The organism is Kribbella kalugense, from assembly GCF_004365875.1.
Lineage (GTDB): Bacteria > Actinomycetota > Actinomycetes > Propionibacteriales > Kribbellaceae > Kribbella > Kribbella kalugense.
In genome coordinates this window covers 2,075,726-2,100,400 of sequence record NZ_SODF01000002.1, presented here as the reverse complement: position 1 = coordinate 2,100,400, position 24,675 = coordinate 2,075,726, and the positions used below count along the sequence as shown (strand labels likewise).

Here is a 24,675-nt window from a genome sequence, read left to right as displayed (position 1 = left end):
ACCGACGCCGATGACAACGCCGGCTGCCCTCCCAGAGTCCGCCGACGTGGTGATCGTCGGCGGCGGGGTGATGGGCACGAGCATCGCCTTTCACCTGGCCGAAGCCGGGGTCGAACGCGTGCTGCTCCTGGAGAAGGATCAGCTCGGATCGGGGTCGACCTGCAAGGCTGCGGGTGGGGTGCGGGCGAACTTCTCCGATTCGGTAAACATCGCCCTCGGGGCGCGCAGCCTGGAAGCGTTCGCGGCCTTCGGGGAACGGCCCGGGCAGGAGATCGACCTGCATCAGGTCGGCTATCTCTTCCTGCTCGAGACTGCTGAGCAGGTCGATCAGTTCCGCGAGAGCACGCACCTACAGAACATGCTCGGCCAACCGACCCGGATGATCTCCGTCGACGAGGCGGTCGCGCTCGCGCCGATCGTGGCCCCAGACGGGTTGCTCGGTGCGTGCTTCTCGCCGACGGGCGGGCACTGTACGCCGGAGTCCGTCGTACTCGGATATGCGACGGCTGCTCGCCGGCTGGGTGCGACTCTGGTGACCGGTTGCGAAGTACGCGATATCGATGCTGTCAGCAACAATGTGACCGCGGTCCGGACTAGTAGCGGAATTGTTCGGACGGGCGCGGTGATCTGTGCGGCGGGTGCTTGGGCCGCGGACCTGGCGGCGATGGTTGGTGTGAATCTTCCGGTCACTCCGCTGCGGCGGCAGATTGTCGTGACCGAGGCGATCCCGGCTCTGCCGGCGGGGCTGCCGATGACGATCGACTTCGGCAGCACGTTCTACTTCCATCGCGAAGGTCCTGGGTTGCTGGTCGGGATGTCTGATCCTGATGAGCAGCCTGGCTTTCACCTGGACCGTACGGACACGTGGATCCCGCGTCTGACCTCAGTGATGGCGCGCCGCGCACCCGCGCTGCTCGACGTCGGTATGACCGGCGGCTGGGCTGGCCTGTACGAGGTGACGCCGGACCACAACGCCTTGATCGGCGAGGCATCCGGCGTCTCCCGTTTCCTCTACGCCACCGGCTTCTCCGGCCACGGCTTCCTCCAAGGACCGGCGGTTGGCGAGGTCATCCGCGACCTCTACCTAGGCCGCGAACCCTTCGTCGACATCAGCCCGCTGGACGCCCGCCGCTTCCAGTACTCCGCAACCCGCGCCGAACGAAACGTCGTCTGAGCTAGTTGACGACTGCGCCGGCTGTCAGGTTGAGGGCGGTGCCGGTGACCGAGCTGGCCAGGTCGGAGGCGGCGAAGGCGGCAACGGCACCGACGTCGGACAACGTCGCGGCGCGGTTGAGCATCGTGCTGCCGGCGGTCTGCTTCGCGATCGCGTTCGCCGCCTTCTCGGGAAAGTCGTCCGGAAGGGCCTCCGGGATTCCGTTCGTCTGCAACGTCACCACCCGAATCCCGTGCTGCCCGAGCTCCAGTGCCAGACTGCGACGCAGCGCCTCGACGGCACCGAAGCCGATCTGGAAACCGCCAAGGTTCGCGGTCGGGTCGCCGTTCCCGCCGAAGGTCAGGATCACGCCCGAACCCTGCGGGATCATCCGCCGCGCGGCCGCCCGCGAGGTCAGGTAGAAGGTGCGGACCATGGTCGTGATCGGCTGCTCGAAGTCCGCGAGCGGCATCTCGACCAGCGGCGTACCGAAGAACTGCTGGTGGCCGATCAGGTTGAACGAGACGTCGATCCGGCCGACCGCTTCGGCGTGTTCGTCCACGGACTTCTCGTCGAGGGCGTCGACGACCGCGACCTCAGCAGTCCCGCCGGCCGCGCGGATCTCGTCGGCGACCTTTTCCAGGCGTTCCGCCGTACGTCCGGCGAGGTGGACGGTCGCACCCTCGGCGGCGAACCGCTTGGCGACCGCGCTGCCGATCGGGCCGGCCGCGCCGTACACGATTGCTTGCTTGTCGGTGAGCATCATCAGTGGGCCTCCTCGGCCAGTTCGGCGACAAGGTCGTCGAGTTGCTGCATGGACGCGCGGATGCCGCGCTCCATGCCGCCGGCGACGTACAGGTCGCGGTCCTCGACCGCGAAGAACACCGTGTTCTGGGTCAGCGTGGTGACCCCGTCGGCCTCGTCGAAGGTGATCAGGTTCAGGTAGACGGTCCCGGGCGCCTGGTCGAACTCATATGTCTGCACGATCCGCTCCGGCGTCGGCTCCCCGTGGTACAGCCCGTGGAACACGTACCCCTTACCGTCCCCGTCGTACTGCGTCCATCGCCAGCGGCCGCCGTGCCGTGGATCGAGCTGGTTCACCACCAGCTGGAGGTCGGCCGGACCGAGCCAGCGCTTCATCAGGTCGGGCTCGGTGTACGCGCGGAACAGCAACTCCCGGGGCGCGTTGAACTCCCGGACGATCAGGACCTGCGGTACGCCGGGCTCCGCGACGATCTTCACGATTGCTCCTTCAGCTCGTCGAGAAGATCGTCCAGGCGGTCGAAGCTCTCCGCCCAGTACGCGCGGTAGTCCATCAGCCAGCCGACCGCCTCGCGGAGCGGCTCGGCCTCGAGGTGACTCAGCCGGGCGGTCGCCCGCTGGGACCGGCTGATCAGGCCGGCCTGCTCGAGCACCTTCAGATGTTTGGAGACGGCCGGCTGCGACATGCTGAACGGTGCCGCGAGCTCCGCGACGGTCGCGTCGCCGTGCTTGAGCTGGGTCAGGATCGCCCGACGGGTGGGGTCGGCGAGAGCGGCGAAGACGCCGGTCAACGCCACTTCATAACCAGATGGTTTCAGAACCATGTGGTTAAGGATGCGTCGCGACCGACGCAGCCGTCAAGGGTGCTGCGGCGTTTCCCATCGCTTCGGGTCGCACAAGGACGGGTCCCAGCCGCGATCGATGCAGTACTGCCGCAGGATCTCCTCGCGGGTCGACGGCTGGACCGTCGGGCGCGGCGTCGTGGGCTTAGTGCTCGTCGTCGTCCGGGTCGGCTTCGGGTCGGGCGTCTGCGTGCGCTCGGTGGTCCTGGTGCTACTCGGGGCCCGGGTCGGCTCTTGAGTCGGGCGGCGGGTGGCCTGCTTGGTCGGCACGACCGTCTTCGGCACCAGCGGCGGCGTGACCGTCGTGCGCGGTACGACGGGAGTCGCAGTCGGAGTCACAGTGGGGCTCACGCTGGGCGACGGGGACTGGTCGCCGGTGACCACGGATGCCGTGTCGTCGGACTTCCCGCCGAACAGGCCGATCGCGGACAGCGCCCAGAGGTTGACCCCGAGGAACAGGATCAGCGCGCCGGCACCGGCGTACACAACTCGTCGCGACGGTGCGGCGTACTGGCCGATCGGACCGCGGACCGGCTTGCCCTTGCCGTCGACCCAGAACCGCCAGCCGTCCGGAACCGGCGGCCAGGACGGGTCGGGACGCCAGGTCTTCGGTGGAACCCAGCTGCGACGGGGTGGGGACGGCCAGCTCGGCGGTACCACGAACCGCTTCAACAGAGCTCCTCCAAGCTTCGTCCAGATCCCACGCGCGCACTCAGGCCAACGACGCAGACCCGATGCAGGCTACTTGCGACTCGGCGTCACCTGCGTGTCGGGCTGGATTTTTCGATCAACCCCTTACTTCACGTGAGGCGAAGTCAGGTTAGGCTTACCTACATCTGCCGACGTTCGAAGGAACCATCCGCCATGGCTCTGTCCCGCATCCGGTCCGTCGCAGCCGTCGCGCTCGCCGCACTCGCGCTCGGCGCCGGCCTAGCGGCCTGCAGCAAGGACGACACCCAGAACACCGCCGCGACCACCGGCGAGAGTGCCGGCTTCCCGGTCACGATCGACCACCTGTTCGGCTCGACCACGATCAAGACCAAGCCGGAGCGGGTGGTCACGCTCGGCGGCGGCGACATGGAGGCGTCGATCGCGCTCGGTGTCGTCCCGGTCGCGGGCGCCGACTGGTTCGGGGACCCGCAGGTGCGTGGCTGGGTGAAGTCCGCGCTCGGCGTTCGGCCGGCCCCGAAGCTGATCCAGGCCTCGGAGCCGAAGTACGAGGAGATCGCCGCGCTGAAGCCGGACCTGATCGTCTACGTCAACACCCTCAACGACAAGAAGCAGTTCGAGACGCTGAACGCGATCGCGCCGACGATCGCCGCGCCGACCGGGACCAAGAACGTGTACGGCGTCGCGTGGCAGGACCAGGTCCGCGAGATCGCGAAGGCGACGGGTACGACGACCGCGGGCGAGCAGGTCGTCAAGGACACCGAGACGCTGGTGACCGACACGGCTAAGGCGAACCCGGAGTTCGCCGGCAAGGTCATCACTGCCGGCGTGTACTCGGCCAACAGCCTGAACGCGTGGCTCCCGTCCGACCCGCGGATGCGGCTGCTCACCTCGCTCGGGTTCAAGACCAACCCGCAGATCGACGCGATGGAGAACGGCGACTTCTACGTGAAGATCTCGCCGGAGCTGACCGGGACGCTGAACGCTGACCTGATCTTCATGGCCGCACTCGACAACTCGGGCCAGGTCGACCCCGCGGTCGTCAACGACAAGGTGTTCAACGCCCTGCCGACGGTGAAGGCCGGCCACGTCGCGTACTGGGGCGGTGCACCCGTCATCAACACCGCGACCCCGAGCGGCGAATTCTCCAGCGCGATGTCGATCGGCGGGCCGCTGGGGATCAAATACGCGCTGCCGAAACTGGTCCCGATGCTGAAGAAGGCGCTCAACGGAGAGAGCTGATCAGGCGGGTCAGGTCCTCGCCGAAGGGGCGGTCGCCGGCGATCGGAGGTACGACGGCGTCGACCGCCTGGAAGAGGTCGTGCAGACATGGTGGGATCGCTCTGGCCGAGAGGGCGAAGGCCTGACGGACGGCTAGGAGCTCGCAGGCCATCGTCTCGCGGGTCAGGCGGATGGCTTCGGCGAGGTTGCCGACGGCTTCCCAGGAGAAGGTTTGGACGTCCTCCTGACCGTTGGACGTCTCCGCCGTACTGATTGCCGTGGGCAACGTTAGGCGGCGGAGCTGGTGGACTGTGGCGACGGCGCGTTTGTGTACGGAGACCATGCCGGCTTGCGGTCCTGGGTCTCTGGCCAGTTGGGCGGGGAGTCCGGTGACGTTCGGGTCCAGCAGGCGGTGCAGGCGTGCGGTCGAGACCTCGGCGGCGTGTGCGAGGGCCGTGGTCAAGTGGTCGCAGTACGCCGTGAGGTCGATCCCGTGGAAACCGGCCGTCCCGACGAAGTCGCCGTCCAGGTACGCCGGGGAGTCCGTCACGCCGTTGAAGGCGCGCTCGACTGCCGCATCCAGATCAGCGATCGCCCGGTATACGTGCGCCTGAACGTGGCCCGCGACCCTGAACGAGACCGGCGCCTGCAGGCTCCGTGGCTCGGGCTCCTCGCCGACGAGCTCGCGGATACGCCGCAGCTCGCCCGCCAGCACCTCGTCGCTCCGGCCAACAGCTTCCCGGTACGGATCCCGGTTCGCTCCGATCACCACGATCGCCCCCGCTGCGACCGCAGTCAGGTGCTCCGCGAGCCGTCGGGAACGCTGCGCGTGCAGAGCCGCACGCCCTGTCGCGCCGGGAATGCCCGCAAGCAGGGCAATGCCTTCCTTCGGCCCGAGTTCGAACGCCGGCAGCACACCGGCCGCGGACAACAGCCGAGCCGAGTCACGAGCAGGGTCCAGCAGCTGGCCGATTCCGACCAGGGGGCCTGCGGCGTGGGACATCGGGATGATTTCTCCGGCCGAGCCGGCGCCTTCCGCCGGGATCGCCGGTACGTACGGGCTGTTGATCAAGGCAACCAATTGCTGGATGAGTCCCGGCGAGACAGCAGCGTCCCCGGTGAGGAAGGTTCGAAGCCGGCCGAGCAGGACTGCCCGGGCTTCAGCGGGCGGCAACCAGGGCGGACCGCCGACAGCACGGCCCAGCAGCAGATTGCGTTGGTGAGTGCGCTGCTCGGCGTCCGTCAGGCGGCGCTTGCTCATCGCGCCCATCCCGGTATTGACGCCGTACACCGGATCGCCGGACTCGAGGCGGTGCAGGGCCGAGGCCCTGATCGCGCCCAGGCGGTCCAGGAGTTCCGGCGCGAGCTCGACCGGCTCGGGGCTTGCGGGATCTACGTCCGCGGGGTCGGTAATCAGCATGTCAGTGGAAGCGCAGCATCGTGCCGATGTCGGCTGCTTCGGCTCGGCGGAGGATCAGGTGCGCGATCGCCACGTCCAGCAAGGAAAGCCCGCGATGCCAGAAGAGGTTGCGTTCGGCATCGTTCTCGCGGCCCGGTTTGCGGCCGGCGACGATCTCGCCGATCTCGGCGTACAGAGTCTCCGGCGACAGCCGTCCGGTGTCCACGTGCCGTCGGAGCGACCCGAACCGGCCGGACTGTGCCTCGCGCCAGTCGTCCACGACCACCTTGTCCATCACGTCGAGCAGATCGAGCTCGACCGCTGACACCGTTCCGTACGGTACGGCGAAGGCGCCGGGCTTGACCGCCGCCGTACGGAGCAGAGGCTCGGGCTCCATGAGTCGAGTGGCTTCGACCAGGACGTCAGCTCCGTCGAACGCTTCCTCTGCCGTCGCACAGACTCGTACCGGAGTGGACAGCTCGGCGGAGAGTTCTGCCGCGAACTTCTCCCGGGACTCGGGCCGCCTCGACGTCACCCGGATCTCGTCGAGGTCGAGCAGGTCGTCGAGCATGGTCACGTTCCACCACGCCGTACCGCGGGCTCCCACGTGCGCGAGGATCTTGCTGTCGCGTCTCGCGAGGTAGCGCGCGCCGACCGTCGTCATCGCGCCGGTCCGGGCCGCCGTGATCATGGTCGCGTCGAGCACTGCAAGCGGTACGCCGGTTGTCGGGTCGAAGAGCGTCGCCATCGCGAGCTCGCTCGGCAGGCCCTTCTGGTAGTTCGGGACGAAGTCACCGACCACCTTCACGCCGCTGATCCCGTGCTCACCGAGTCCGTCGAGGTGTCCCCGCAGTACGTTGAAGTGGCCGATGCCGCCGTTGTCCGGGGTCAGGTGAACGCGCGGCTCGAAGCTCGTCCGGCCCTCACCGTGCTCGCGGACCGCGTCCTCGACGGCATCCACGATCTCCAGCCGGGTCAGCCCCAGCTCGTCGACGTCCGGACCGCTCACGAAGCGCAACCAGATCCCGTCAGCCACGAGGCTCCTTCGGTGTCGTCGGTCGATACTTTAGTTGCGCCTCAGTCTCACTCCGTCACGCTACGTTCTGATCATGGGGTCGATGACTGGGATGCCGGAGCGGACCGTGATCGGGCACTCGACCGGCGACAAGGTCGTACTGTTCGGCGGGCTGCCGCTGGTCGGGCTGGTGCTCGGGTTCTTCCTGCCGCGCATCGCGGACTGGGCGACCCGGCAGAAGTGGGTGCCGTTCCAGGGACCGTTGAAGCTGATCGCCTCGTGGGACGGCTGGTGGGTGGTCGCGATCTGCATCGCCATCGGGGTGATCGCCGGCGTACTGCTGGCCGGGATGGCGCTCGACGACACGTTGAAGGTGACGATCACCAACCAGTCGGTCGAGTTCCTGAAGAACCAGAAGACCGTGACGGTGCCGCGGGAGAAGGTCGCGGTCGCGTTCCTGGACGGCAAGGAGATCGTCCTGCAGGACCCATCGTCGCGGGAGCTGGCTCGGGAGAAGCACGATCAGCTCAAGTCCGAGGCGAAGCAGATTCCGGTCGCGTTCCGTACGCACGGCTATCCGTGGTCGGACGCCGGTGATCCGCACGAATCCGAGTTCCGCCGCTGGATCGAGGACGAGCCCGACCTCCCGCCCGCGGTGAACGCCGTACTCAGAGTCCGCTCCAAGGCGTTCGGCCAGGGCGACAAAGGCAAAGCCGACCTTCGCGAACTCCGCGCCGAAGTCACCAACCTCGGCTACACAGTCAAGGACAGAGACAAGAAGCAGTACTGGCGCCTGACGGCCTAGGCGCCCAGTAGGTGGATTACTGCTTGGGCGTAGGCCTGTTCGGCATCCTCGGACGGGTGGATGCTGTCGGTCAGGTTGACTCGGTAGCCGCCGGGGACCGACTCCAGGGACTGGAAGTGGTCGCCCAGCAGGGCGCGGAGTTGCTCTTCGCGGGGGAGCCAGATGACTTCGCGTTGCTCGATGCTGTCCAGGGCCCACTCGGTGGTGCCGTTGAAGCCGATCACCTTGCTGCCCTGGTAGTCGTGCACCTCGACGGTCATGTCGCTCACCACGAACACGTCGTCGTCCATCTCCCGGTCCGGTACGACGAAACGATCCCCTGCCGCGGGCGCCCAGAGCACCCCGGCCTTGCGCAGTCGTGCGGCCTGCTCGATCGTGATCACCCTTCCATCCTCCCCACGGCACGCAAACCCCGCAGGTCCGGGCGAGCCGCGGGGTCAGCGAAGCAGGGCAGTCGGCAGGTGCAGGGCGTCAGCGGTCGAGGGCGGTGCGCAGCTCCTCGGCACGGTGCGCGATCCGGTCGCGGCACTCCGTCGTCAGCGGCAGATCGATCAGAGTGCTCGCCTGCAGCTGGCTGAGGGCGAATTCCGACCGCAGCCGTCGTACGGCGGTGGGCCGGTCCGCGGAAGTCCGCAGTACCTCGGCCACCTCGTCCCGGCGCTCGAACGCGGCCAGTACGCCGTCGTAGATCTCCAGCTGCGTGTACGCGGACCGGTCCGGCTCACGCACGGCGGTCACGTCTGCCTTGTCGCTGGAGCGGATCACCTGCCGCCACAGGGCCGGCACGGCTAGGCGGGCGCGGGTGTAGCGCCGGGTCAGGGGCTGGGCGTAGGTCATGGTCATAGGAGTTCCCCCTTGGGTTCAATCTGCCTTGGCCACCGCGTGCGGTTCCCGCGGCGGGCACTTCGTACCGGGCGCGGTGAGCGCCTCGAAGTGCCAGGGTTCGTTGTCGTACCGGCGGCACACGCCGTACCGCCAGCCGTTCTTGTTCAGCCAGGTCATCGCGGCCGCCGGACCGATGTCCACGGCCTTGCCCTGCACGTGGGCGGAGTACTTCGGCGGCAGCACCCACCGGGTCGCCAGCTTGTACGAGCCGTACTTCTTGATCGCCGCGTTCAGCAGCCGCTGCTGCTTGGTCGCGCTGCGCCGGGCGGAGGTGATGCTGATCCGGACGCCTTGGGACTTCGCGGCGGCGATCGCGTTGGCCAGGCGTGCCTTCAGCTTCGGCGACAGCCCGTCGATGCTCTCCTCGCTCGACACCGGAGTCGCCTTCTTCGTCGGCTTCTCAGAAGGAGTCGTCTGCTCGGACGGAGTGGTCGGCGGGGTCTTGGACGGCCGGTGGGTCGGGCGGCGGGTCGGCAGCGGGGTGGCCAAGGTGGTCGCGGGCGGCGCACCGATCGCGGGCGCATTCACCGTCGACACCACCGGCTCCTTGTCGGCGCCCAGGCCGAGGAACTCCCCTACCTGCGCGTGCCACAACAGCACCGAGCCGACGACCGCTCCGACTACGACGACGCCGATCACGGACAGCAACTGCGTCCGTACCGCAGCCGTACGACGCGGCGGCAAGTCGTCACTCATGGGGTACAGCCTCTCGGATTGGCGCGCTCAGCACATCGGTCCCAGGAACGGCACGCCGTAGGCCCTGAGTATCAGTTCGGACGCCGAGCCTCCTCCAAAAGTTGGAGAGACTGCCCCTCCGGGCAGATGAAGCTTCGGCGAACACGAACTGACTACGCTGGGCGACGTGATGGGTATCTGGCGTCGGTTGTCGCAGTGGCAGCAGGATGTGCTGCTCGCTGCGGTCATCGGGCTGGTCTGGTTCATCGCGCTGAACCTGATCAACGGCACCGGACTGCGCCCGCACAACCCGGCCGTGTCCGTGGTGACCGGCGTGTTCCTGGTCGCCACGGTCGCGTTCACCCGACGGATCCCGCGCACGATGCTCGTGATCGTATCGGTGCTCTACCCCTTCCTGTACGCCGCGGTCGGCACCGGCCTGGCCGCCCAGCTCGGAGTGACGATCTTCGGCCAGCCCGAGATCAGCGACGCCGCGCTGCAGTCCGAGATCCACCTCGTCCCGCTGCTCGTCGTCGGGTACCTGGCGGCGTCGGCCGGCGTACGGCGTTTCACCTGTCTCTTCTTCACGATGGGCAGCCTGGCCGCGCTGATGATCGGGCTGCCGACCGTGGTCGCGATCGTCCTCAGCCACGCCAACCGCGCCATCCTGTACGGCGACCGCTACCAGAAGCTCCCGCGCGACATCGGCAGCCTGTACGGCTACATCGACGTCTCGCTGTTCGTGTTCGCGGAGGCGTTGATCTGCGGGATGGTGCTGCTCGGCGCGGACGCCCGCCGTCGGCGGAAGAGCGTGGCCCTGCTGCAGCAGCGGAACGCCGAGCTGGTCCGGCTGCGCGCGGTCGCGGCCGAGCGGGCCGCGGTGGCGGAGCGGACCCGGATCGCGCGGGATCTGCACGACGTCATCTCGCACCACGTCAGCGCGGTGGTGATCCGGGCTCAGGCCGCCGACCGGGTCGCCGACGAGCGACCAGAAGTACTGCGCGAGGCGATCCGCTGGATCATTGCCAGTGGCAAGGAAGCGCTGACCGCGATGCGGGAGACGGTCCGGGTGCTGAACACGGCCTCGCCGCAGATCGCCGGCGACACCGGCTCCGGTGGCGGAACTGCGCCCGTACCGGACCTGGCGGACGTGGCCCGGATGGGCGAGCGGCTGAAGGCGGTCGGGATCGACGTGTCGATGGACCTTCCGCCGCGGCAACGGCAGCTGACGTCGGCGACCGATCTGACCGCGGTGCGGATCATCCAGGAGGCGCTGACCAACGTGATGGTGCATGCGAAGGCGACCGCGGCCCGGGTGACCTGGCAGAGTGGACCGCAGGGTGAGCTGCTCACCATCGACGACAACGGGAACGGCGGACCGCCGCCGGTGAACGTGCTGGAGACCGCGCGGCGGAACGAGAGCGGTCGCGGCAACGGGCTGATCGGGATGCGGGAACGGGCCACAGCGGTCGGCGGCACCCTCGCCGTCGCGGCCGGCCCCCTGGGTGGATGGAGAGTGCAGGCATGGCTGCCGCCGCAGAACTGAGCGAGTCGATCCGGATCCTGGTCGCCGACGACCAGGGCGTGATCCGGATGGGGCTGGCGATGATCCTCGACCACGAGCCGGACCTGACCACGGTCGCCCAGGCCGAGAACGGCGAGGAGGCGCTCCGGCTGATCGAGCAGTACGACCCGGACGTCGTCCTGATGGACATCCGGATGCCGGTGATGGACGGTCTGGTCGCGACCGAGCGGATCACGACTGCCAACCGGGAGGCGGGTCGTGCGCGTCCCGCCGTACTGGTGCTCACGACGTTCGACGACGAGGCGTACGTGCTGGCCGCGGTCCGGGCCGGGGCGTCCGGGTTCCTGCTGAAGGACACCGATCCGGATCTGCTGGTGGCTGCGGTACGCGCGGTCTACCGAGGCGACTCGTTGGTCGATCCGGCCTCGACCCGGGTGCTGCTGGAGCGCTGCATGGAGCTCGAGCGCCAGGTCGACGGCGGTACGACGAATGCCCCGGCGCAACCGGATCCGCGCTGGGCCGGGCTGCTCTCCCACTTGAGCGAGCGGGAGCGGGAGATCCTGGTCTGGATGGCCCGCGGGCTGTCGAACCGCGACCTCGCGACCAAGCTGTTCGTCAGCGAGACCACGATCAAGACCCACGTCAGCTCGGTGCTGTCGAAGCTCGGCCTGTCCAGCCGGGTCCAGGCCGTGGTCGTCGCCTACGAGGCCGGCGTGGTCCGGCCGGGCGAAGCGGACGTGCGCTGGGACTCCTGACCAGGTGGCCGACGAGTCTGAGAAGCAGCGGTGGGACGCGTATTTCATCCGCCCGCACAGCAACGTGTTGCGCAACAAGCTCGGGCTGCGCAACTACGAGAAGCTCCGCATCGCGGAGTACAAAATTCGGGCCCTCCGGCAGCTCGACATCGAACGTGGAGACGTCGAGATCCCGCGGACCTTCGACGCGGCCCATCTCCGGGCACTCCACCGGCATCTGCTGGGAGACGTCTACGAGTGGGCCGGCGAGTTCCGTGACACTGCGGTGTTCAAGGGCGAAAAGGGGTTCCTCGCCTACCAGGAGCTGGCGACCTGGCTGGACGACGTCGGCGGGCGGGTTCGCGGCCTGGACTGGTCGACCATGGCGCGACGGGAGTTCGTCGAGAACATCTCGGCGGTGTACGCCGACGTGAACGTGGCCCATCCGTTCCGGGAGGGGAACGGGGTGGCCTGCAAGCTGTTCATCAGTCAGCTGTCCGAGCTCTCGCCGTACGAGATCAGGTACGACCGGGTGAGCAAGGAGAGGTGGGACCAGGCCGCCGGGGCAACCCTGCCGCCTGGCCGGATCGCCACCGGGGCGAATCCGTGGCCGATGTACGCGGTGTTCGAGCGGATCACCTTCGAGCGGGAGGCTCCGGCGGGTCTGGCGGAGGCGGCGCGATTGCACGCCTCGGCGTACCCGGAGCAGCGGGTGGGGTCGCAGCCGACCGCGACTCGTGAACTAGGTGAGCAGCCAGAGCGCAACCGCCCCCACGGCGAGCAGAATCACAACGGTCACAGCTTGGCTTAGCACCGACGCCTTCTGGCGCCGGGGTAGGAAGTCCCCAGTCATGCTTCAAGAGTCGCTCGCGGAATCGCGCTACCCATCGGCCGTCAGGATGGTTCTGGTCTACTACCTGAGGATGAGGTGGTTGCCGACGGCCCCTGCCTTAGTCTCCGAAGTATTCCTTCCGGACCTTCTTCGGGACGCAGAGCGACCAGGCGTCCAGGATCAGCTCGCGGAGTTCGTCGTACTCGACGGCCGCCAGGTTGAGCTCGATCCACTGGAAGCGCTCGTCGGACGGGCGCGGCGGGAGGAACTTGTCCGGTTCCGCGGCCAGCGCGGCGGCGCGTTCCTCGCGCGGGAAGCCGAGGCCGATGGTCTGCTCGTCGGCCGCGACCGCGAGATACACGATCTGGCCGACGCGGAACTTGATCCGGTCCCGGACCAGTACCTCGTAGCTGCGCGGAAGGTCCGCGGTGATTTCGCGGATGTCGGTGAGATCGACCACGTTCCCACGATAGAACGTCATCACTGACATCTCCTGTCAGTATTCCCGCCGGTACCTTGGTTGGATGTCTGGTGTCGTGAGCGCGGTCGAAGGGGCCGAGGTGGTGTTCCGCCTCGGTGACGCTCCGCATGCGTTCACCGGCGTTCGGTTGTGGCAGGAGCTCGGTCTGCCGGCCGAGCTGCTCGAGTTCAAGCCGGTCGGGTACGGCTGGGAGCTGCGGCTGCCTCGGCCGTCGGTGCACCGGATGGAGTACCTGTTCGACATCGCGGACCTCGGGATGCGGACCGATCCGACGAATCCACGGACCGTCGGCGGCGCGTTCGGCGACCACTCCTGGCTGCCGCTCCCCGGGTACTTCGAACCCTCGTGGATCGCCGCCCCGATGATCGCCTCCACGCTCACCCCGCTGACCGTCGAGTCCCCGGTCGGCCCGATCGAGGTACACCTCTGGGCGCCGGAGGGCATCGCGCCGACCTTCGAGCTGCCGTTGCTGCTCGCCCACGACGGTCCGGAGTTCGCGGCGTACGCCGGTCTGACCCACTACGCGGGCGCGATGGTCGACACGGGCGGCCTGCCGCCGCTCCGGTTGGCCCTGATCCGGCCGACCCACCGCAACCTCTGGTACGCCGCGAATCCGCAGTACGCCGAGGCCCTCACGCAGTACGTGCTGCCCGCCGTCCAGGCGCAGTACACGAGCCGTAGACCGGTGATGATGGGCGCGAGTCTGGGTGCGCTGGCGGCGTTGCACGCGGAGTGGCTGCATCCGGGGACGTTCGCCGGGCTGTTCCTGCAATCGGGATCGTTCTTCACGCCGGAGACCGATCCGCAGGAGTCGCGGTTCGAGTTCTATGCCGAGGTGACCGCTTTCGTGGACCGGGTGCTGACGGCAACGACGGCACCGAGTACGCCGCTAGTCGGGATGACCGCGGGGACGACCGAGGAGAACGTGCACAACAACCGGGTGATGGCCGCGCGGCTGGCTGAACTCGGGCTGGAGGTGGCGTTCGACGAAACTCCCGACATGCATAACTTCACAGCCTGGCGGGATGTGCTCCATCCTGAGCTGACGGATCTACTGAGGCAGACCTGGGGTGGGGCTGATGGAACGGGAACAGGCCGAGTTGGAGGCGCCGGGGCTTGACCGCCCCGGGACGGTGATCCGCTACGGGCATTTCGGCCGCCCGGTGCTGGTCTTCCCAAGCGAGCAGGGTCGCGCCTGGGACTACGAGAACAACGGCATGGTCGACGCCGTCGCCTCGCTGATCGAGGCCGGCCGGGTGAAGTTGTACTGCGTCGACTCGTTCGACCACGTCAGCTGGTCGGACCGGAGCATCCAGCTCGAGGACCGGGCCCGACGGCACGAGCTGTACGAGTCCTGGATCGTGAACCAGGTCGTGCCGACGATCGGCTCGGACTCGCCCGGGGTCAGCGACATCATCACCACGGGCTGCAGTCTCGGCGCGTTCCACGCGCTGAACTTCGCGTTCAAACGGGCCGACCTGTTCCCGGTCGCGATCTGCCAGTCAGGGAACTACGACGCGGCCAGCTGGCACGCGTGGGGTGAACGCGGCGACGCGACGTACTTCAACAACCCGTCCGACTACCTGCCGAACCTGTCCGGTGAACACCTCGACTGGTTGCGCGAGCGCCTCTTCATCGTGCTCACGGTCGGCCAGGGCGACTGGGAGACGAACCCGACCGGCTCACTCCCGTCGGCCCGCGCCACCGCCGCCGCACTGGAGTCGAAAGGCATCCCGCACGACTTCGACCTCTGGGGGTACGACGTAGCCCACGACTGGCCCTGGTGGCGCAAGCAGATCGCCCACCATCTACCGCGGTTCTGCTAATCACCTGATTCCAGTGATGTCCGCTCACTGGCCCGACGGCAAGACTCGAGGGCGTGAGCATCAAACAGCAAGAGACGCTCGACGCGATCCTTCGGCAGGGAACCATCCCGGCCGACACCAGCGTCGACGAGCAGCGCCGGTTGCTCCGGGAGCTGTTGTCGGCGCAGCCGCTGCCGCCCGACCTGACCGTGACCACCTCAACGCTGGGCAACGTACCGACGGCCGAGGTCACGGTCGACGGGGTCGAGCCTCGCCATATCGTCCTGTACTTCCACGGCGGCGTGTACGTGCTCGGAGACGCGGCCCTCTCCGCTGACCTGGCCGCGCAGGTCGGCCGACGTACCAGCGCGAAGGCCATCTCCGTCGACTACCGGCTCGCGCCCGAGCACCCGTATCCGGCGGCGGTCGACGACGCGCTGGCCGCGTACGAAGCCCTCCTGCAGAGCGGCACGGATCCCGCGGACGTTATCTTCGCGGGAGAGTCTGCCGGCGGCGGGCTCGCGGTCGTCACGATGGTCAACGCGCGCGATCGCGGGCTGCCCTTGCCGGCCGCGGCGTACGCCATGTCGCCGTACGTCGATCTGACCTTGGCCGGCGAGACCATCAAGAGCAGGCGCGATGCCGACCCGCTGCTCAGCCCTGAGGCGCTCAGCGCCCGCGTCGCCGACTACACGTCGGGGCAGGATGCCGGACTCCCCTTGATCAGCCCGATCTTCGCGGACCTGTCCGGCCTGCCGCCGCTGATCATCCAGGTCGGGTCCCACGAGGTCCTGCTCGACGACGCGCTCCGGCTCGCTCGCGCGGCGGCCCTCGCGGACGTCGAGGTTACGCTCGACGTCGTACCCGGAGTACCCCACGTTTTTCAGGCATATCACCCGATCCTCGACGAAGCCGCCGCGGCGCTGGACCGGGCCGGGCAGTTCCTGTCGGCACGTCTCGACGTCGTCGCCTAACCCAAGGAGTTCCGTATGAGTGACTGGAACAGCCAGACCATCGACGAGTTCCGCGCGAACGAGGGCAAGGTCGGCGGACCGTTCGAGGGCGCTCCGGTGACCCTGCTGCACACCCGCGGCCGCAAGAGCGGCACGGAGTACGTCACCCCGATGATGTATCTCGCGGACGAGGCCGATCCGGAGACGACGGTCTACGTCTTCGCCAGCAAAAGCGGGGCACCTACCAACCCGGACTGGTACCGCAACCTGATCGCCGCCGGCGAGGGCACGATCGAGCGCGGGACCGAGACCTATAACGTGGCCGTCCGCGAGTTGACCGGCGACGAACGGGACCGCGTGTACGCCGTACAAGCCCAGCGCTACCCGGGATTCGCGGAGTACGAGGTCAAGACTGCCGGGATCCGCACCATCCCCGTGCTGGAGCTCAAGCAGGTGTAGCGAGGTCGCCAGTCGACGCGCGAGCGGATCGTCCTTAGTCTCAGAGGACGCCGACGTACGGAGGATGACTGTGGCCGACCGCTCTCGCCATCTGATCGGGTTGTTGCTCGGGGCCGAGGAGGACTGGCCGCAGGCGTTCGAGGCGTTACTGCAGCGCGTCGGCCCGGTCGCCGTGGACGGGGGCGAGCACGAGTTCGGGTCCCGGCGACTGACCATCGAGCCGTTCGACCTGAACGACCCGGTCCGGGTCGGGCTGGTGATCGACCGGCTCGCGTACTGGTACTACCACCCGCGCGAGTGGCTGAAGAAGGCCGCGCTGATGAACGGCACGTACCTGCTCAACTCGCCGTTCACGTTCCAGTCGATGGAGAAGCATTCGGCGTACTGCGCGATGCTCCGACTCGGACTGAAGATCCCGCGGACCGTGCTGGTGCCGTTCAAGAACCCGCTCGACAACGTCCGCTGGGCCTACACGTCGTCGAAGTACAACAAGCCCTTCGACCTGGACGCGATCGCGGACGATCTCGGCTACCCGATGTACATGAAGCCGTTCGACGGCGGCGGCTGGCGGGGCGTATCCCGGATCAACAACCAGGACGACCTGCACAAGGCGTACGACGAGTCCGGCGAGATGCTGATGCACCTGCAGGCCACGGTCGAGTACGACAAGTTCGCCCGGGCGCTGTCGATCGGCGCCGAGACGATGGTGATGGACTTCCGCCCGGACGAGCCGATGCACAACCGGTACGCCGTGTCACACGACTTCCTGAGTCCGTCCGCCGGGCACCAGACGGTGGCGATCAGCCGGATCGTGAACGCGTTCTTCGGCTGGGAGTTCAACTCCTGCGAGATGCTGGTCAAGGGCGACGACGTCTACCCGATCGACTACGCCAACGCCTGCCCGGACGTCGCTGTGACGTCGCTGCACTACTACTTCCCGTGGGCGATCAGCGCGCTGGTGAAGTGGTCGGTGTTCTCGCTCGCGACCGGCCGGCGCAGCAAGGTCGACCTGCACACCGAGCGGTACTTCGAGATCGCGGACGACACCTCGTTGGACTACGACGCCAAGCTGAACGCGTACCTGGCGCTGGCGGACGAGCACTTCGAAACCGCGAAGTACCACGAATGGTGCGCCGCCCATCTCGGCGACTTCGACCTCCGGGTTCGAGACTGGGTTGCCGGGCCGGACTTCGCCAGGTTGCTCCGCGAGACCGTCATCGCGACGTACCCGGCGCACGAACAGGAGAAGTTCTTCGCCCACTTCAAGGGCCTGACCGACCTGTGGGTGGCGGATCAGGCAGGCTAGAGGGCGTGCGTGATGCGGAAGTACCGGCGTGGTGGCGGCGGCTCCAGTTGGACGGGCTGGTCGATGTGCATGTGCATTTTCTGCCGGATCGGGTGATGAACGCGGTCTGGGCGTACTTCGACCAGGCCGGTGAGCATTACGGGACCGAGTGGCCGATCACGTACCGGACGTCGGTCGAGGAACGGTTGAAGACGCTGGACGCATTGGGGGTGCGGGCGTTTCCGGCGCTGGTGTACCCGCACAAGCCGGGGATGGCTTCGTCCTTGAACGAGTGGGCCAGGGATTTCGCGGCTGTCACGCCTGGGTGTGTGTCGAGCGGGACGTTCTTCCCCGAGCCTTCAGCGGCTGATTACGTCCGCGAGGCCTTGGAGTTGGGCACTCGGATCTTCAAGGTCCACGTGCAGGTGGGCGACTACGATCCGCGGTCCGACGAGCTCGACGAGGTCTGGGGTCAGTTGTCGGAGGCCGGCGTACCGGTCGTGGTGCACTGCGGGTCGGGGCCTATCCGCGGGCGACACACCGGACCCGGGCCGATGGGTGAGGTGCTGCGGCGGCACCCGCGGTTGACCGCAGTCATCGCTCACCTGGGCATGCCGGAGTACGCCGAGCATCTGGCGCTCACGTCGTACCCGAACGTCCACCTCGACACGACGATGGCGCTGACCCCCTTCACCGAAGCGATGATGCCGTTCCCTCGGGAGTTGATCCCGCGGTTGGGTGAGCTGCAGGACCGGATCGTGCTGGGGTCGGACTTCCCGAACATCCCTTATGAGTACGCCGTCCAGCTCGAGGCTCTTGAGGCGCTGGACCTGGGCGACGACTGGTTGCGATCGGTCTGCTGGGACAACGGCGCGCGCCTACTCGGCCTTGCAGGTGCCGCCGAGAGGTGAGCAGCAGCCCTCGCCGCGCCAGGCCTCGACGCCTTCGCGGACCGCTACCGCGGCGATGATGAGGCCGGCGATGGGGTCCGCCCAGGACCAGCCGAGGGTGGCGTTGAGGAGTAGGCCGACCAGGAGGACTGCGGACAGGTACGTGCAGAGCAGGGTCTGGGTTGAGTCGGCGACTACCGCGTTCGAGCCGAGGGCTCTTCCGGTACGGCGTTGCGCCCAGGAGAGGAACGGCATCACGATCAGGGACGCGATGGCGAGGCCGATACCGACCGGGGAGGTGTGCGGGTCGGCGCCGGTGATCAACGTGCGGATCGACTCGAAGCCGACGTACGCCGCGAGGGCGAAGAACGAGAACGCTAGGAGTCGTAGGGCTCGGCGTTCGCGCGACTCGGGCAGGGGATGGCGGAACTGCCAGAGGATGATCAGGCCGCTGGAGACCTCTACGACCGAGTCCAGACCGAATCCGACCAGGGCGACGGAGCCGGCTACCAGGCCGGACGTGATTGCGACGACGGCCTCGATCACGTTGTAGGCAACGGATGCGCCGGCCAGGAGCTGGGCGCGACGTCCCAGCCGGCGTCTGGCGGCGGGGTCGACTACCCAGGCGGACGCGGCGGCGCCGAGCTGCAGCGGCTCAGGCACGGCTCGGCCCGTCGGCGGGGTCGTGGTTCAGTCCGTAGTTCGGGCAGAGCGCGACGGCGTCGCCAGTCAGGCCGAGGAGGCGTTCGGCCGCGGCGAGCAGGTCCATCGTGGCTTCGGGGTGCGACAGCCGGAACATCGACGCCCGTCCCTGCGGCCTCGACTCGACAAGACCGCAGTCCCGCAGACACGCCAGATGCTTGGACACCGTCGACTGCGCCAGCCCGAGGTGCTCGGTCAGATCGACGACGCGATGCTCCCCCGCCGCCAAGTGCCGCACGATCGCCAACCGCGACGCATCACTGAACCCATGAAACAAACACCCCGCCACCGCGAGGGCCTCAGTCTCATCCACCACACTCATCGCCATCCGGCGATGTTATCGCACTTCAGCTCAGCCCGTATGCAGGGGGGCGGACCGCCACGCATGCAGAACCCCGTCCCGACCGCTCTTAGACGCCCTGTTTGAGGGGTTCTGCGTGCATGGCGGTCCGCCTCACCCTCGGCGCGGGCGGGTGAGGACGTAGGCGGTGGGGGTGGCTCCGTTGTATTTGAGGAGGCGCTCGCGGACGATCTTGAGTGCCCGCACAGGCTGGATTGCCTTGTGGAGCAGGCGTTTGTCCTCGGTCAAGAGGACGGCGCGGCCGCCTGGGGTCAGGACTCGGGTGAGCTCGGACAGCACGGCCGGGTACAGGGTGCGGTTGAGGTGATGACTACCGACCTGTTTGCCGAACGGGAGATTCGTGACGACGCGGTCCACACTCCTGTCCTTGAACGGCAGGGCGTCGGCCCTGGCTCTCGCGAGACCTCGCGCCCCGTTTCTGGTCGCGATCTCGAGTGCGTGCGGATCGTGGTCCGTTCCTGCGACCTGGGCGGCCGGTGCGCGACGGCGTACTGCGAGGAGGATGGTTCCCGTTCCGCAGAACGGGTCGATCACCTGGTGGCCAGGCCGGATCTTCGCCAGCCGGACGAGTACCTCGGCGACCACCGGGTTGGTTGACCACGGCAACCGTTCCAGCGGGCCGAACCGCCGCATCCAGGTCAGCGAACCGGCGGAGAAGTACAGGCCGCAGGCGAGGAGTTCGTCCAGTGGACCGTCGACCGTGCAGGCGACAGTCTCGGCGGACAACTCCTGGACAGAACGGACCGAGGACATAGCGCGCAACTCCTCCAAGAGGAGGTCGGCGGCGCCATCGATGGTGCGCAGGACAAGGTCGGGCACAGCAATGCTCCTGAAGGCTCGCGATCGACAGAACAGTCGGAGCGCGGCGCACGCACGACAGAGCCGGCCGACTCCGTCCGGAGCCGGCCACGGTCGTACCTACGCCTTCAGAAACACGACATCGATGGCAGGGTATTGGGTCGCGCCACCGGTCCTCATCTGATTTTGTTGGCGGATGGCAGACGTGGAGGAACGGCCGACCGACGACGCGGAGCTGGCCGTCCTGTTGAAGGCCGCGTTCGACGAGCTCGTCTCGCGGAACGGGGCCGAGGGACGGACGCAGGTCAAGGACGGTGCACGGTACTTCGTGGCGCTCGACGACGCCGGACAGGCTGTCGGGTGTGGCGCCGTACAGGTATTCGGGCCGGACACTGCTCATCCGGGCGATGCAGAGATCAAGAGGGTGTACGTGATGCCGGCCGCCCGCGGCAGAGGGTATGCACGCAGATTGCTCGCCGGACTCGAAGAGGTGGCCCGATCGGCCGGTCATCCGTTCCTGCGATTGACCACTGCGGAGCAACAGCCGGAGGCGATCGCGCTCTACGAGTCGAGCGGCTACGTGCGGATCGCTCCCTGGGGCAAGTACATCAACGAGCCCCGAACCCGCTGCTACGGAAAGGCACTCTGAGGATGGCGCGCATCTATACGGTCGATCAATTGCTCGAAGTTCTCGATCAGGTGGTGAGTGCGAGCGGTCGGGGTGATCGGTCTGAAGCCTCCGCCGCGGAGTACTGGACCGGGCTGTTGACGACGCCCGGGCATCCACTCGCAACCCAGCTCCCCGACGAACCGTTGGTCGACTGGCACGACCGTGGTCTCCTCGGTGATCTCTCCGGCGCTCGGGTCCTCGACGTCGGCTGCGGCGGAGCGCGCAACACCCGCTGGCTCGCCGAGCAGGGAGCGACGGTCCACGGCATCGACCTCGCGACCGATCTCCTCGACACGCTCCGGCCGACCATGCCGGCCGAGGTCACGCTGACGGCGCTCGACGTACTGCGCGATCCGCTGCCGGAAGGCCCGTTCGACCTGGTGTACGACTCGGGCTGCTTCCACCACATCGCGCCGCATCGCCGGATCACCTACCTGCAGCGGGTCCTCCCGCTGGTCCGCCCCGGCGGCCGGTTCGCGATCGTCACGTTCGCCGCCGAACAGATGGAGACCCCCAGCGACCTCGACGTCGTCACCACCGGCGACACGTACGGCGGCATGACGTTCTCCCTGGACGACCTCCGCACCATCTTCGGCACCCTCACCCCCGTCGAACTCCGCGCCGTGAACCCCGACCGCCCCAACACCTTCGCCCCCAACTTCCTCAACGCCGCCCTCTTCACCACGAAGTGAACTCGAGCGGTGTGAACAGACCGTTGCTGGGGTTATTCCAACGTTGTACTGTCGTGCTGTCCCCACCCAGATCAGCACTACGGGAGAGTTCATGTCGCAGCCTCGTGCGGAGTATCCGCGTCCGCAGTTCGTTCGCCCGGAGTGGGTGAATCTGAACGGTGACTGGCAGTTCGAGATCGACCGGTCGGACTCCGGGCTGGAGCGCGGGCTGCGGGAGCGCGAGCTGACGCAGCGGATCGTCGTACCGTTCGCGCCGGAGTCGGAGTTGTCCGGGATCGAGGACGTCGACTTCATGGAGGCGGTCTGGTACCGCACCACCGTCACGATCCCCGCGGACTGGGCCGGCAAGGAGGCCGTGCTGCACTTCCAGGCCGTCGACCACGACGCGACCGTCTGGGTGAACGGCGTCGAGGTCGTCCGGCACCGTGGCGGGTTCACGCCGTTCAGCGCGAACCTGCGCCACGTCGCGGCCCCGGGCGAGGAGGCGACGATCGTCGTCCGCGCGCGGGACACCCACCGCGGCCCGCAGGCGCGTGGCAAGCAGAGCCAGCTGTACTTCAACCACAGCTGCCTCTACACCCGGACGACCGGCATCTGGCAGACGGTCTGGCTGGAAGCGGTACCCACGGTGCACCTGAAGCGCCCCCGGATCACTCCGGACGTGGCCGGCTCCAGCTTCCACCTCGAAGTACCGGTGTCCGCGAACAAGGCCGGCTACAAGATCCGCGCCATCCTCAAGGACGCCGACGGCGAGGTCACCACGGCCGAGGTACGCGCCGACCTCGACCTCGCTCCGCGCCTGACCCTGCAGGTTCCGGCCGATCGCGTCCGCCTGTGGGACACGACCGACCCGCACCTGTACGACGTACACCTCGAGCTGATCGATGCCGAAGGCAACATCGCGGACGCCGCCGACTCGTACGCCGGTCTGCGGTCGGTGAGCATCAACGGCAAGGCGATCCTGATCAACGGCAAGCACGTGTTCCAGCGGCTCGTTCTTGACCAGGGGTATTGGCCGGAGAGTCTGATGACCGCGCCGTCCGAGGAGGCGCTGGTCCGCGACATCGAGCTCAGTCTGGCGGCCGGATTCAACGGTGCACGGCTGCACCAGAAGGTGTTCGAGGAGCGGTTCCTGTACCACGCGGACCGGTTGGGCTACCTGGTCTGGGGCGAGTTCGGCGACTGGGGTTCCGGGGTCGGTCACACCGGCGACGACAACCAGCAACCAACGGCGTCGTACGTCGGCCAGTGGCTGGAGGCGGTCGAGCGGGACTACAGCCACCCGAGCATCGTCGGCTGGTGCCCGCTGAACGAGACGCACCAGCTCCTGCACGACCGCATCACCCAGCTCGACGACGTCACCCGCGCGATGTTCCTTGCTACGAAGGCCGCGGACACGAGCCGTCCGGTGCTGGACGCGTCCGGCTACAGCCACCGCGTGCCGGAGACCGACGTCTGGGACTCGCACAACTACGAGCAGGACCCGGCCGAGTTCGCCAAGCAGATGGCGGACCTGGTGAACGACAAGCCGTACGGGAACACCGGCGGGCCCGAGGGCAAGCCGATCTCCCTCGCGTACGACGGTCAGCCGTACTTCTGCAGTGAGTTCGGCGGCATCTGGTGGAACGAGGAGAAGGCGGCCGCCGGAAAGAGTGGGAACTCCGCGGACTCCTGGGGTTACGGCCAGCGGGTCGCGAACGAGGAGGAGTTCTACACCCGCTTCGCCGGTCTGGTCGACGCGCTGCTCGACAACGAACTGATGTTCGGCTACTGCTACACGCAGCTGACCGACGTCTTCCAGGAAGAGAACGGCGTCTACAACTTCGACCGCAGCAACAAGCTAGACGTACCGCGGATCAAGGCGATCCAGGACCGCAAGGCCGCTTACGAGAAAGACTGAAGTACGAGCGAGCCGACCGCGACCAGGACCCAGAGGATTGCTCCGAGGAGGAGCGGCCTGGGTCCTGCGTCGCGCAGCTCGCGCGGGCGGAGCGAGAGGCCGATCGCGGCGAGCGCCGCGGTGATGAGGATGCTGCTGATCAGGCTGAGGGTCGGCAGCCAGGCTTCCGGTACGACGCCGGCGCTGCGGAGGCCCGCGGTCGCGATGAAGCCAATCAGGAACAGCGGGACGAGCTTGCGCCACGGTAACGGCCGGCGAATCGACGCCGTCGCGCCCTCGTACGAACCCTCCGACGCGGCGTCGAGTGCGCGAGCGGCGCGGTTCTCACGCCGGATCTTCAGCGCGACCAGCGTCAGCACAATCGGGATCAAGGTCAGCGAGCGGGTCAGCTTCACCACGATCGCCTGGTCGCCGGCGGCCTGGCTGTAGGCGTAGCCGGCCGCGACGACGGACGAGGTGTCATTGACCGCCGTACCCGCCCAGAGGCCGAAGGCTTCCGAGCTCATCCCGAGCAGGTGGCCGATCGGCGGGAACGTCAGTACGGCGACGATGTTGAAGGTGAAGATCGTCGCGAGCGCGTAGGCCGTCGACGAACGCTTGGCGCCGATGGCGGCCGTTGCGGCCGCGATCGCGGATCCGCCGCAGATCGCCGTACCCACGCCGATGAGGATTTGAGTATCTCCGCGTACGCCGAGAAGCCGCCCGAAGAACCAGGCTCCACCAAGGGCGAGCGCGAGGGTGCCGAGCATCACAGGCAACGACGAGATGCCGACCCGCGCGACCTGTTGGAGAGACAGGCCAGTTCCGAGTACGACGATCGACAGCTGAAGCAGCGTCTTCGAGGCGAAGTCGTAGCCGGGGCGGCACGTCTCGCTGCGGAACGCCGGGATGAGCACACCGCCGAGCACTCCCAGCACAATCCCGAAAACCGGCCCGCCGACCACGGGAACGAGGCGGCCGAGCGGGACCGCGATGGCGGTCAGCGCCAAGACGATGCCGAGGCCGGGCAGCCGTGACAGGAGGCGACCGGATGGTCCAGCGGGAGTCGGCGCGGTAGGGGCCACGGGTGGCCTAACCTCAATGTGCACCACTGGACCGGATCCTTCCTGCGGAAATGTACGCACATTTACGGTAGGAGATGACCGGACATTTGGCAACCCGG

The 24,675-nt window shown here is 67.7% G+C and carries 29 protein-coding genes; 15 read left to right on the top strand and 14 right to left on the bottom strand.

What is annotated here, in order from left to right:
• Positions 1 to 10 precede the first annotated feature (10 nt).
• A complete protein-coding gene (locus EV650_RS27860) occupies positions 11 to 1,174 on the top strand; it encodes an NAD(P)/FAD-dependent oxidoreductase (RefSeq protein ID WP_134121933.1) in 1,164 nt (387 codons plus the stop codon).
• A 1-nt stretch (position 1,175) separates the two neighbouring features.
• Here EV650_RS27860 and EV650_RS27855 read toward each other — a convergent pair whose 3' ends face one another.
• From EV650_RS27855 to EV650_RS27840, 4 genes are read right to left on the bottom strand one after another with little or no spacing between them, the layout of a single operon-like run.
• Complete coding sequence (locus EV650_RS27855) at positions 1,176 to 1,919, bottom strand: SDR family NAD(P)-dependent oxidoreductase (protein WP_134121932.1); 744 nt, start codon at positions 1,917 to 1,919, stop codon at positions 1,176 to 1,178.
• Positions 1,919 to 2,395 carry an SRPBCC family protein gene (locus EV650_RS27850; RefSeq protein ID WP_166678298.1) on the bottom strand — a complete coding sequence of 159 codons (477 nt, stop codon included), beginning with the start codon at positions 2,393 to 2,395 and terminating at the stop codon, positions 1,919 to 1,921. Before EV650_RS27850 ends, EV650_RS27855 begins: the two co-directional genes overlap by 1 nt.
• A complete protein-coding gene (locus tag EV650_RS27845) occupies positions 2,392 to 2,739 on the bottom strand; it encodes an ArsR/SmtB family transcription factor (RefSeq protein ID WP_134121930.1) in 348 nt (115 codons plus the stop codon). Before EV650_RS27845 ends, EV650_RS27850 begins: the two co-directional genes overlap by 4 nt.
• 33 nt (positions 2,740 to 2,772) lie before the next feature.
• The gene (locus EV650_RS27840) at positions 2,773 to 3,429 is read right to left on the bottom strand and encodes a hypothetical protein (protein WP_134121929.1); all 657 of its coding nucleotides are present in this window, start codon (positions 3,427 to 3,429) and stop codon (positions 2,773 to 2,775) included.
• Between the two features lie 192 nt (positions 3,430 to 3,621).
• Between EV650_RS27840 and EV650_RS27835 the strand changes: the two genes are divergently transcribed.
• Positions 3,622 to 4,668 (top strand): iron-siderophore ABC transporter substrate-binding protein, encoded by a 1,047-nt coding sequence (locus EV650_RS27835; protein WP_134121928.1) that lies wholly within the window; start codon positions 3,622 to 3,624, stop codon positions 4,666 to 4,668.
• On the opposite strand, the gene EV650_RS27830 is transcribed toward EV650_RS27835, so the two are convergent.
• Together EV650_RS27830 and EV650_RS27825 are read right to left on the bottom strand one after the other, a co-directional pair.
• Complete coding sequence (locus EV650_RS27830) at positions 4,652 to 6,067, bottom strand: aromatic amino acid lyase (RefSeq protein WP_134121927.1); 1,416 nt, start codon at positions 6,065 to 6,067, stop codon at positions 4,652 to 4,654. The two genes, EV650_RS27835 and EV650_RS27830, sit on opposite strands and share 17 nt — an antisense overlap.
• Position 6,068: 1 nt before the next feature.
• Complete coding sequence (locus EV650_RS27825) at positions 6,069 to 7,082, bottom strand: ornithine cyclodeaminase family protein (protein ID WP_134121926.1); 1,014 nt, start codon at positions 7,080 to 7,082, stop codon at positions 6,069 to 6,071.
• 73 nt (positions 7,083 to 7,155) lie between these two features.
• On the opposite strand from EV650_RS27825, the gene EV650_RS27820 reads away from it, so the two are divergent.
• The gene (locus EV650_RS27820; protein WP_238174486.1) at positions 7,156 to 7,866 is read left to right on the top strand and encodes a YqeB family protein; all 711 of its coding nucleotides are present in this window, start codon (positions 7,156 to 7,158) and stop codon (positions 7,864 to 7,866) included.
• Here EV650_RS27820 and EV650_RS27815 read toward each other — a convergent pair.
• The 3 genes from EV650_RS27815 to EV650_RS27805 form a co-directional block, all read right to left on the bottom strand.
• Positions 7,863 to 8,249, bottom strand: coding sequence for a pilus assembly protein CpaE (locus tag EV650_RS27815; RefSeq protein WP_134121925.1), 387 nt, complete (start codon positions 8,247 to 8,249; stop codon positions 7,863 to 7,865). The two genes, EV650_RS27820 and EV650_RS27815, sit on opposite strands and share 4 nt — an antisense overlap.
• Before the next feature lie 88 nt (positions 8,250 to 8,337).
• Positions 8,338 to 8,709 carry a hypothetical protein gene (locus EV650_RS27810; protein WP_134121924.1) on the bottom strand — a complete coding sequence of 124 codons (372 nt, stop codon included), beginning with the start codon at positions 8,707 to 8,709 and terminating at the stop codon, positions 8,338 to 8,340.
• Positions 8,710 to 8,727: 18 nt separating this feature from the next.
• Entirely contained in the window at positions 8,728 to 9,447 is a 720-nt protein-coding gene (locus tag EV650_RS27805; protein ID WP_134121923.1) for a M15 family metallopeptidase, read from the bottom strand.
• 169 nt (positions 9,448 to 9,616) lie between these two features.
• Between EV650_RS27805 and EV650_RS27800 the strand changes: the two genes are divergently transcribed.
• Genes EV650_RS27800 through EV650_RS27790 form a run of 3 tightly spaced genes read left to right on the top strand, consistent with a single transcriptional unit; the run spans position 9,617 to position 12,496 of the window.
• Positions 9,617 to 10,972: a sensor histidine kinase gene (locus EV650_RS27800; RefSeq protein ID WP_134121922.1), complete on the top strand. Its 1,356-nt coding sequence runs from the start codon at positions 9,617 to 9,619 to the stop codon at positions 10,970 to 10,972.
• On the top strand, positions 10,969 to 11,706 hold the full coding sequence (locus EV650_RS27795; protein WP_166678349.1) for a response regulator: 738 nt from the start codon (positions 10,969 to 10,971) through the stop codon (positions 11,704 to 11,706). Before EV650_RS27800 ends, EV650_RS27795 begins: the two co-directional genes overlap by 4 nt.
• 4 nt (positions 11,707 to 11,710) lie before the next feature.
• Positions 11,711 to 12,496, top strand: coding sequence for a Fic/DOC family protein (locus tag EV650_RS27790; protein WP_134121920.1), 786 nt, complete (start codon positions 11,711 to 11,713; stop codon positions 12,494 to 12,496).
• Positions 12,497 to 12,635: 139 nt separating this feature from the next.
• On the opposite strand, the gene EV650_RS27785 is transcribed toward EV650_RS27790, so the two are convergent.
• The gene (locus EV650_RS27785; RefSeq protein ID WP_134121919.1) at positions 12,636 to 12,998 is read right to left on the bottom strand and encodes an MmcQ/YjbR family DNA-binding protein; all 363 of its coding nucleotides are present in this window, start codon (positions 12,996 to 12,998) and stop codon (positions 12,636 to 12,638) included.
• A gap of 43 nt (positions 12,999 to 13,041) precedes the next feature.
• Between EV650_RS27785 and EV650_RS27780 the strand changes: the two genes are divergently transcribed.
• The 6 genes from EV650_RS27780 (at position 13,042) to EV650_RS27755 (ending at position 18,411) form a co-directional block, all read left to right on the top strand.
• Positions 13,042 to 14,118, top strand: a complete 1,077-nt coding sequence (locus EV650_RS27780; protein WP_134121918.1) for an alpha/beta hydrolase — start codon at positions 13,042 to 13,044, stop codon at positions 14,116 to 14,118.
• Positions 14,078 to 14,824, top strand: a complete 747-nt coding sequence (locus EV650_RS27775; protein WP_134121917.1) for an esterase family protein — start codon at positions 14,078 to 14,080, stop codon at positions 14,822 to 14,824. The genes EV650_RS27780 and EV650_RS27775 overlap by 41 nt, the downstream gene beginning before the upstream one ends.
• A gap of 53 nt (positions 14,825 to 14,877) precedes the next feature.
• Complete coding sequence (locus tag EV650_RS27770) at positions 14,878 to 15,777, top strand: alpha/beta hydrolase (protein ID WP_134121916.1); 900 nt, start codon at positions 14,878 to 14,880, stop codon at positions 15,775 to 15,777.
• Between the two features lie 15 nt (positions 15,778 to 15,792).
• On the top strand, positions 15,793 to 16,215 hold the full coding sequence (locus EV650_RS27765; RefSeq protein ID WP_134121915.1) for a nitroreductase family deazaflavin-dependent oxidoreductase: 423 nt from the start codon (positions 15,793 to 15,795) through the stop codon (positions 16,213 to 16,215).
• Positions 16,216 to 16,285: 70 nt separating this feature from the next.
• Positions 16,286 to 17,521 carry an ATP-grasp domain-containing protein gene (locus tag EV650_RS27760; protein WP_238174485.1) on the top strand — a complete coding sequence of 412 codons (1,236 nt, stop codon included), beginning with the start codon at positions 16,286 to 16,288 and terminating at the stop codon, positions 17,519 to 17,521.
• A gap of 5 nt (positions 17,522 to 17,526) precedes the next feature.
• Positions 17,527 to 18,411, top strand: coding sequence for an amidohydrolase family protein (locus tag EV650_RS27755; protein WP_166678297.1), 885 nt, complete (start codon positions 17,527 to 17,529; stop codon positions 18,409 to 18,411).
• Here EV650_RS27755 and EV650_RS27750 read toward each other — a convergent pair.
• The 3 genes from EV650_RS27750 to EV650_RS27740 all read right to left on the bottom strand — a co-directional run bounded on the left by EV650_RS27750 (position 18,379) and on the right by EV650_RS27740 (position 20,272).
• Positions 18,379 to 19,053 (bottom strand): cation diffusion facilitator family transporter, encoded by a 675-nt coding sequence (locus EV650_RS27750; protein WP_238174484.1) that lies wholly within the window; start codon positions 19,051 to 19,053, stop codon positions 18,379 to 18,381. The genes EV650_RS27755 and EV650_RS27750 overlap by 33 nt on opposite strands.
• Positions 19,046 to 19,420, bottom strand: a complete 375-nt coding sequence (locus EV650_RS27745) for an ArsR/SmtB family transcription factor (protein ID WP_202874944.1) — start codon at positions 19,418 to 19,420, stop codon at positions 19,046 to 19,048. Before EV650_RS27745 ends, EV650_RS27750 begins: the two co-directional genes overlap by 8 nt.
• 126 nt (positions 19,421 to 19,546) lie before the next feature.
• Positions 19,547 to 20,272 (bottom strand): TRM11 family SAM-dependent methyltransferase, encoded by a 726-nt coding sequence (locus EV650_RS27740; RefSeq protein ID WP_134121913.1) that lies wholly within the window; start codon positions 20,270 to 20,272, stop codon positions 19,547 to 19,549.
• Between the two features lie 175 nt (positions 20,273 to 20,447).
• Between EV650_RS27740 and EV650_RS27735 the strand changes: the two genes are divergently transcribed.
• From EV650_RS27735 to EV650_RS27725, 3 genes are all read left to right on the top strand, one after another.
• Complete coding sequence (locus EV650_RS27735; RefSeq protein WP_134121912.1) at positions 20,448 to 20,900, top strand: GNAT family N-acetyltransferase; 453 nt, start codon at positions 20,448 to 20,450, stop codon at positions 20,898 to 20,900.
• Between the two features lie 2 nt (positions 20,901 to 20,902).
• Positions 20,903 to 21,613, top strand: coding sequence for a class I SAM-dependent methyltransferase (locus tag EV650_RS27730; protein WP_134121911.1), 711 nt, complete (start codon positions 20,903 to 20,905; stop codon positions 21,611 to 21,613).
• 91 nt (positions 21,614 to 21,704) lie between these two features.
• A complete protein-coding gene (locus tag EV650_RS27725) occupies positions 21,705 to 23,513 on the top strand; it encodes a glycoside hydrolase family 2 protein (RefSeq protein WP_134121910.1) in 1,809 nt (602 codons plus the stop codon).
• On the opposite strand, the gene EV650_RS27720 is transcribed toward EV650_RS27725, so the two are convergent.
• The gene (locus EV650_RS27720) at positions 23,498 to 24,577 is read right to left on the bottom strand and encodes a YeiH family protein (RefSeq protein WP_238174483.1); all 1,080 of its coding nucleotides are present in this window, start codon (positions 24,575 to 24,577) and stop codon (positions 23,498 to 23,500) included. The two genes, EV650_RS27725 and EV650_RS27720, sit on opposite strands and share 16 nt — an antisense overlap.
• Between the last annotated feature and the right edge of the window lie 98 nt (positions 24,578 to 24,675).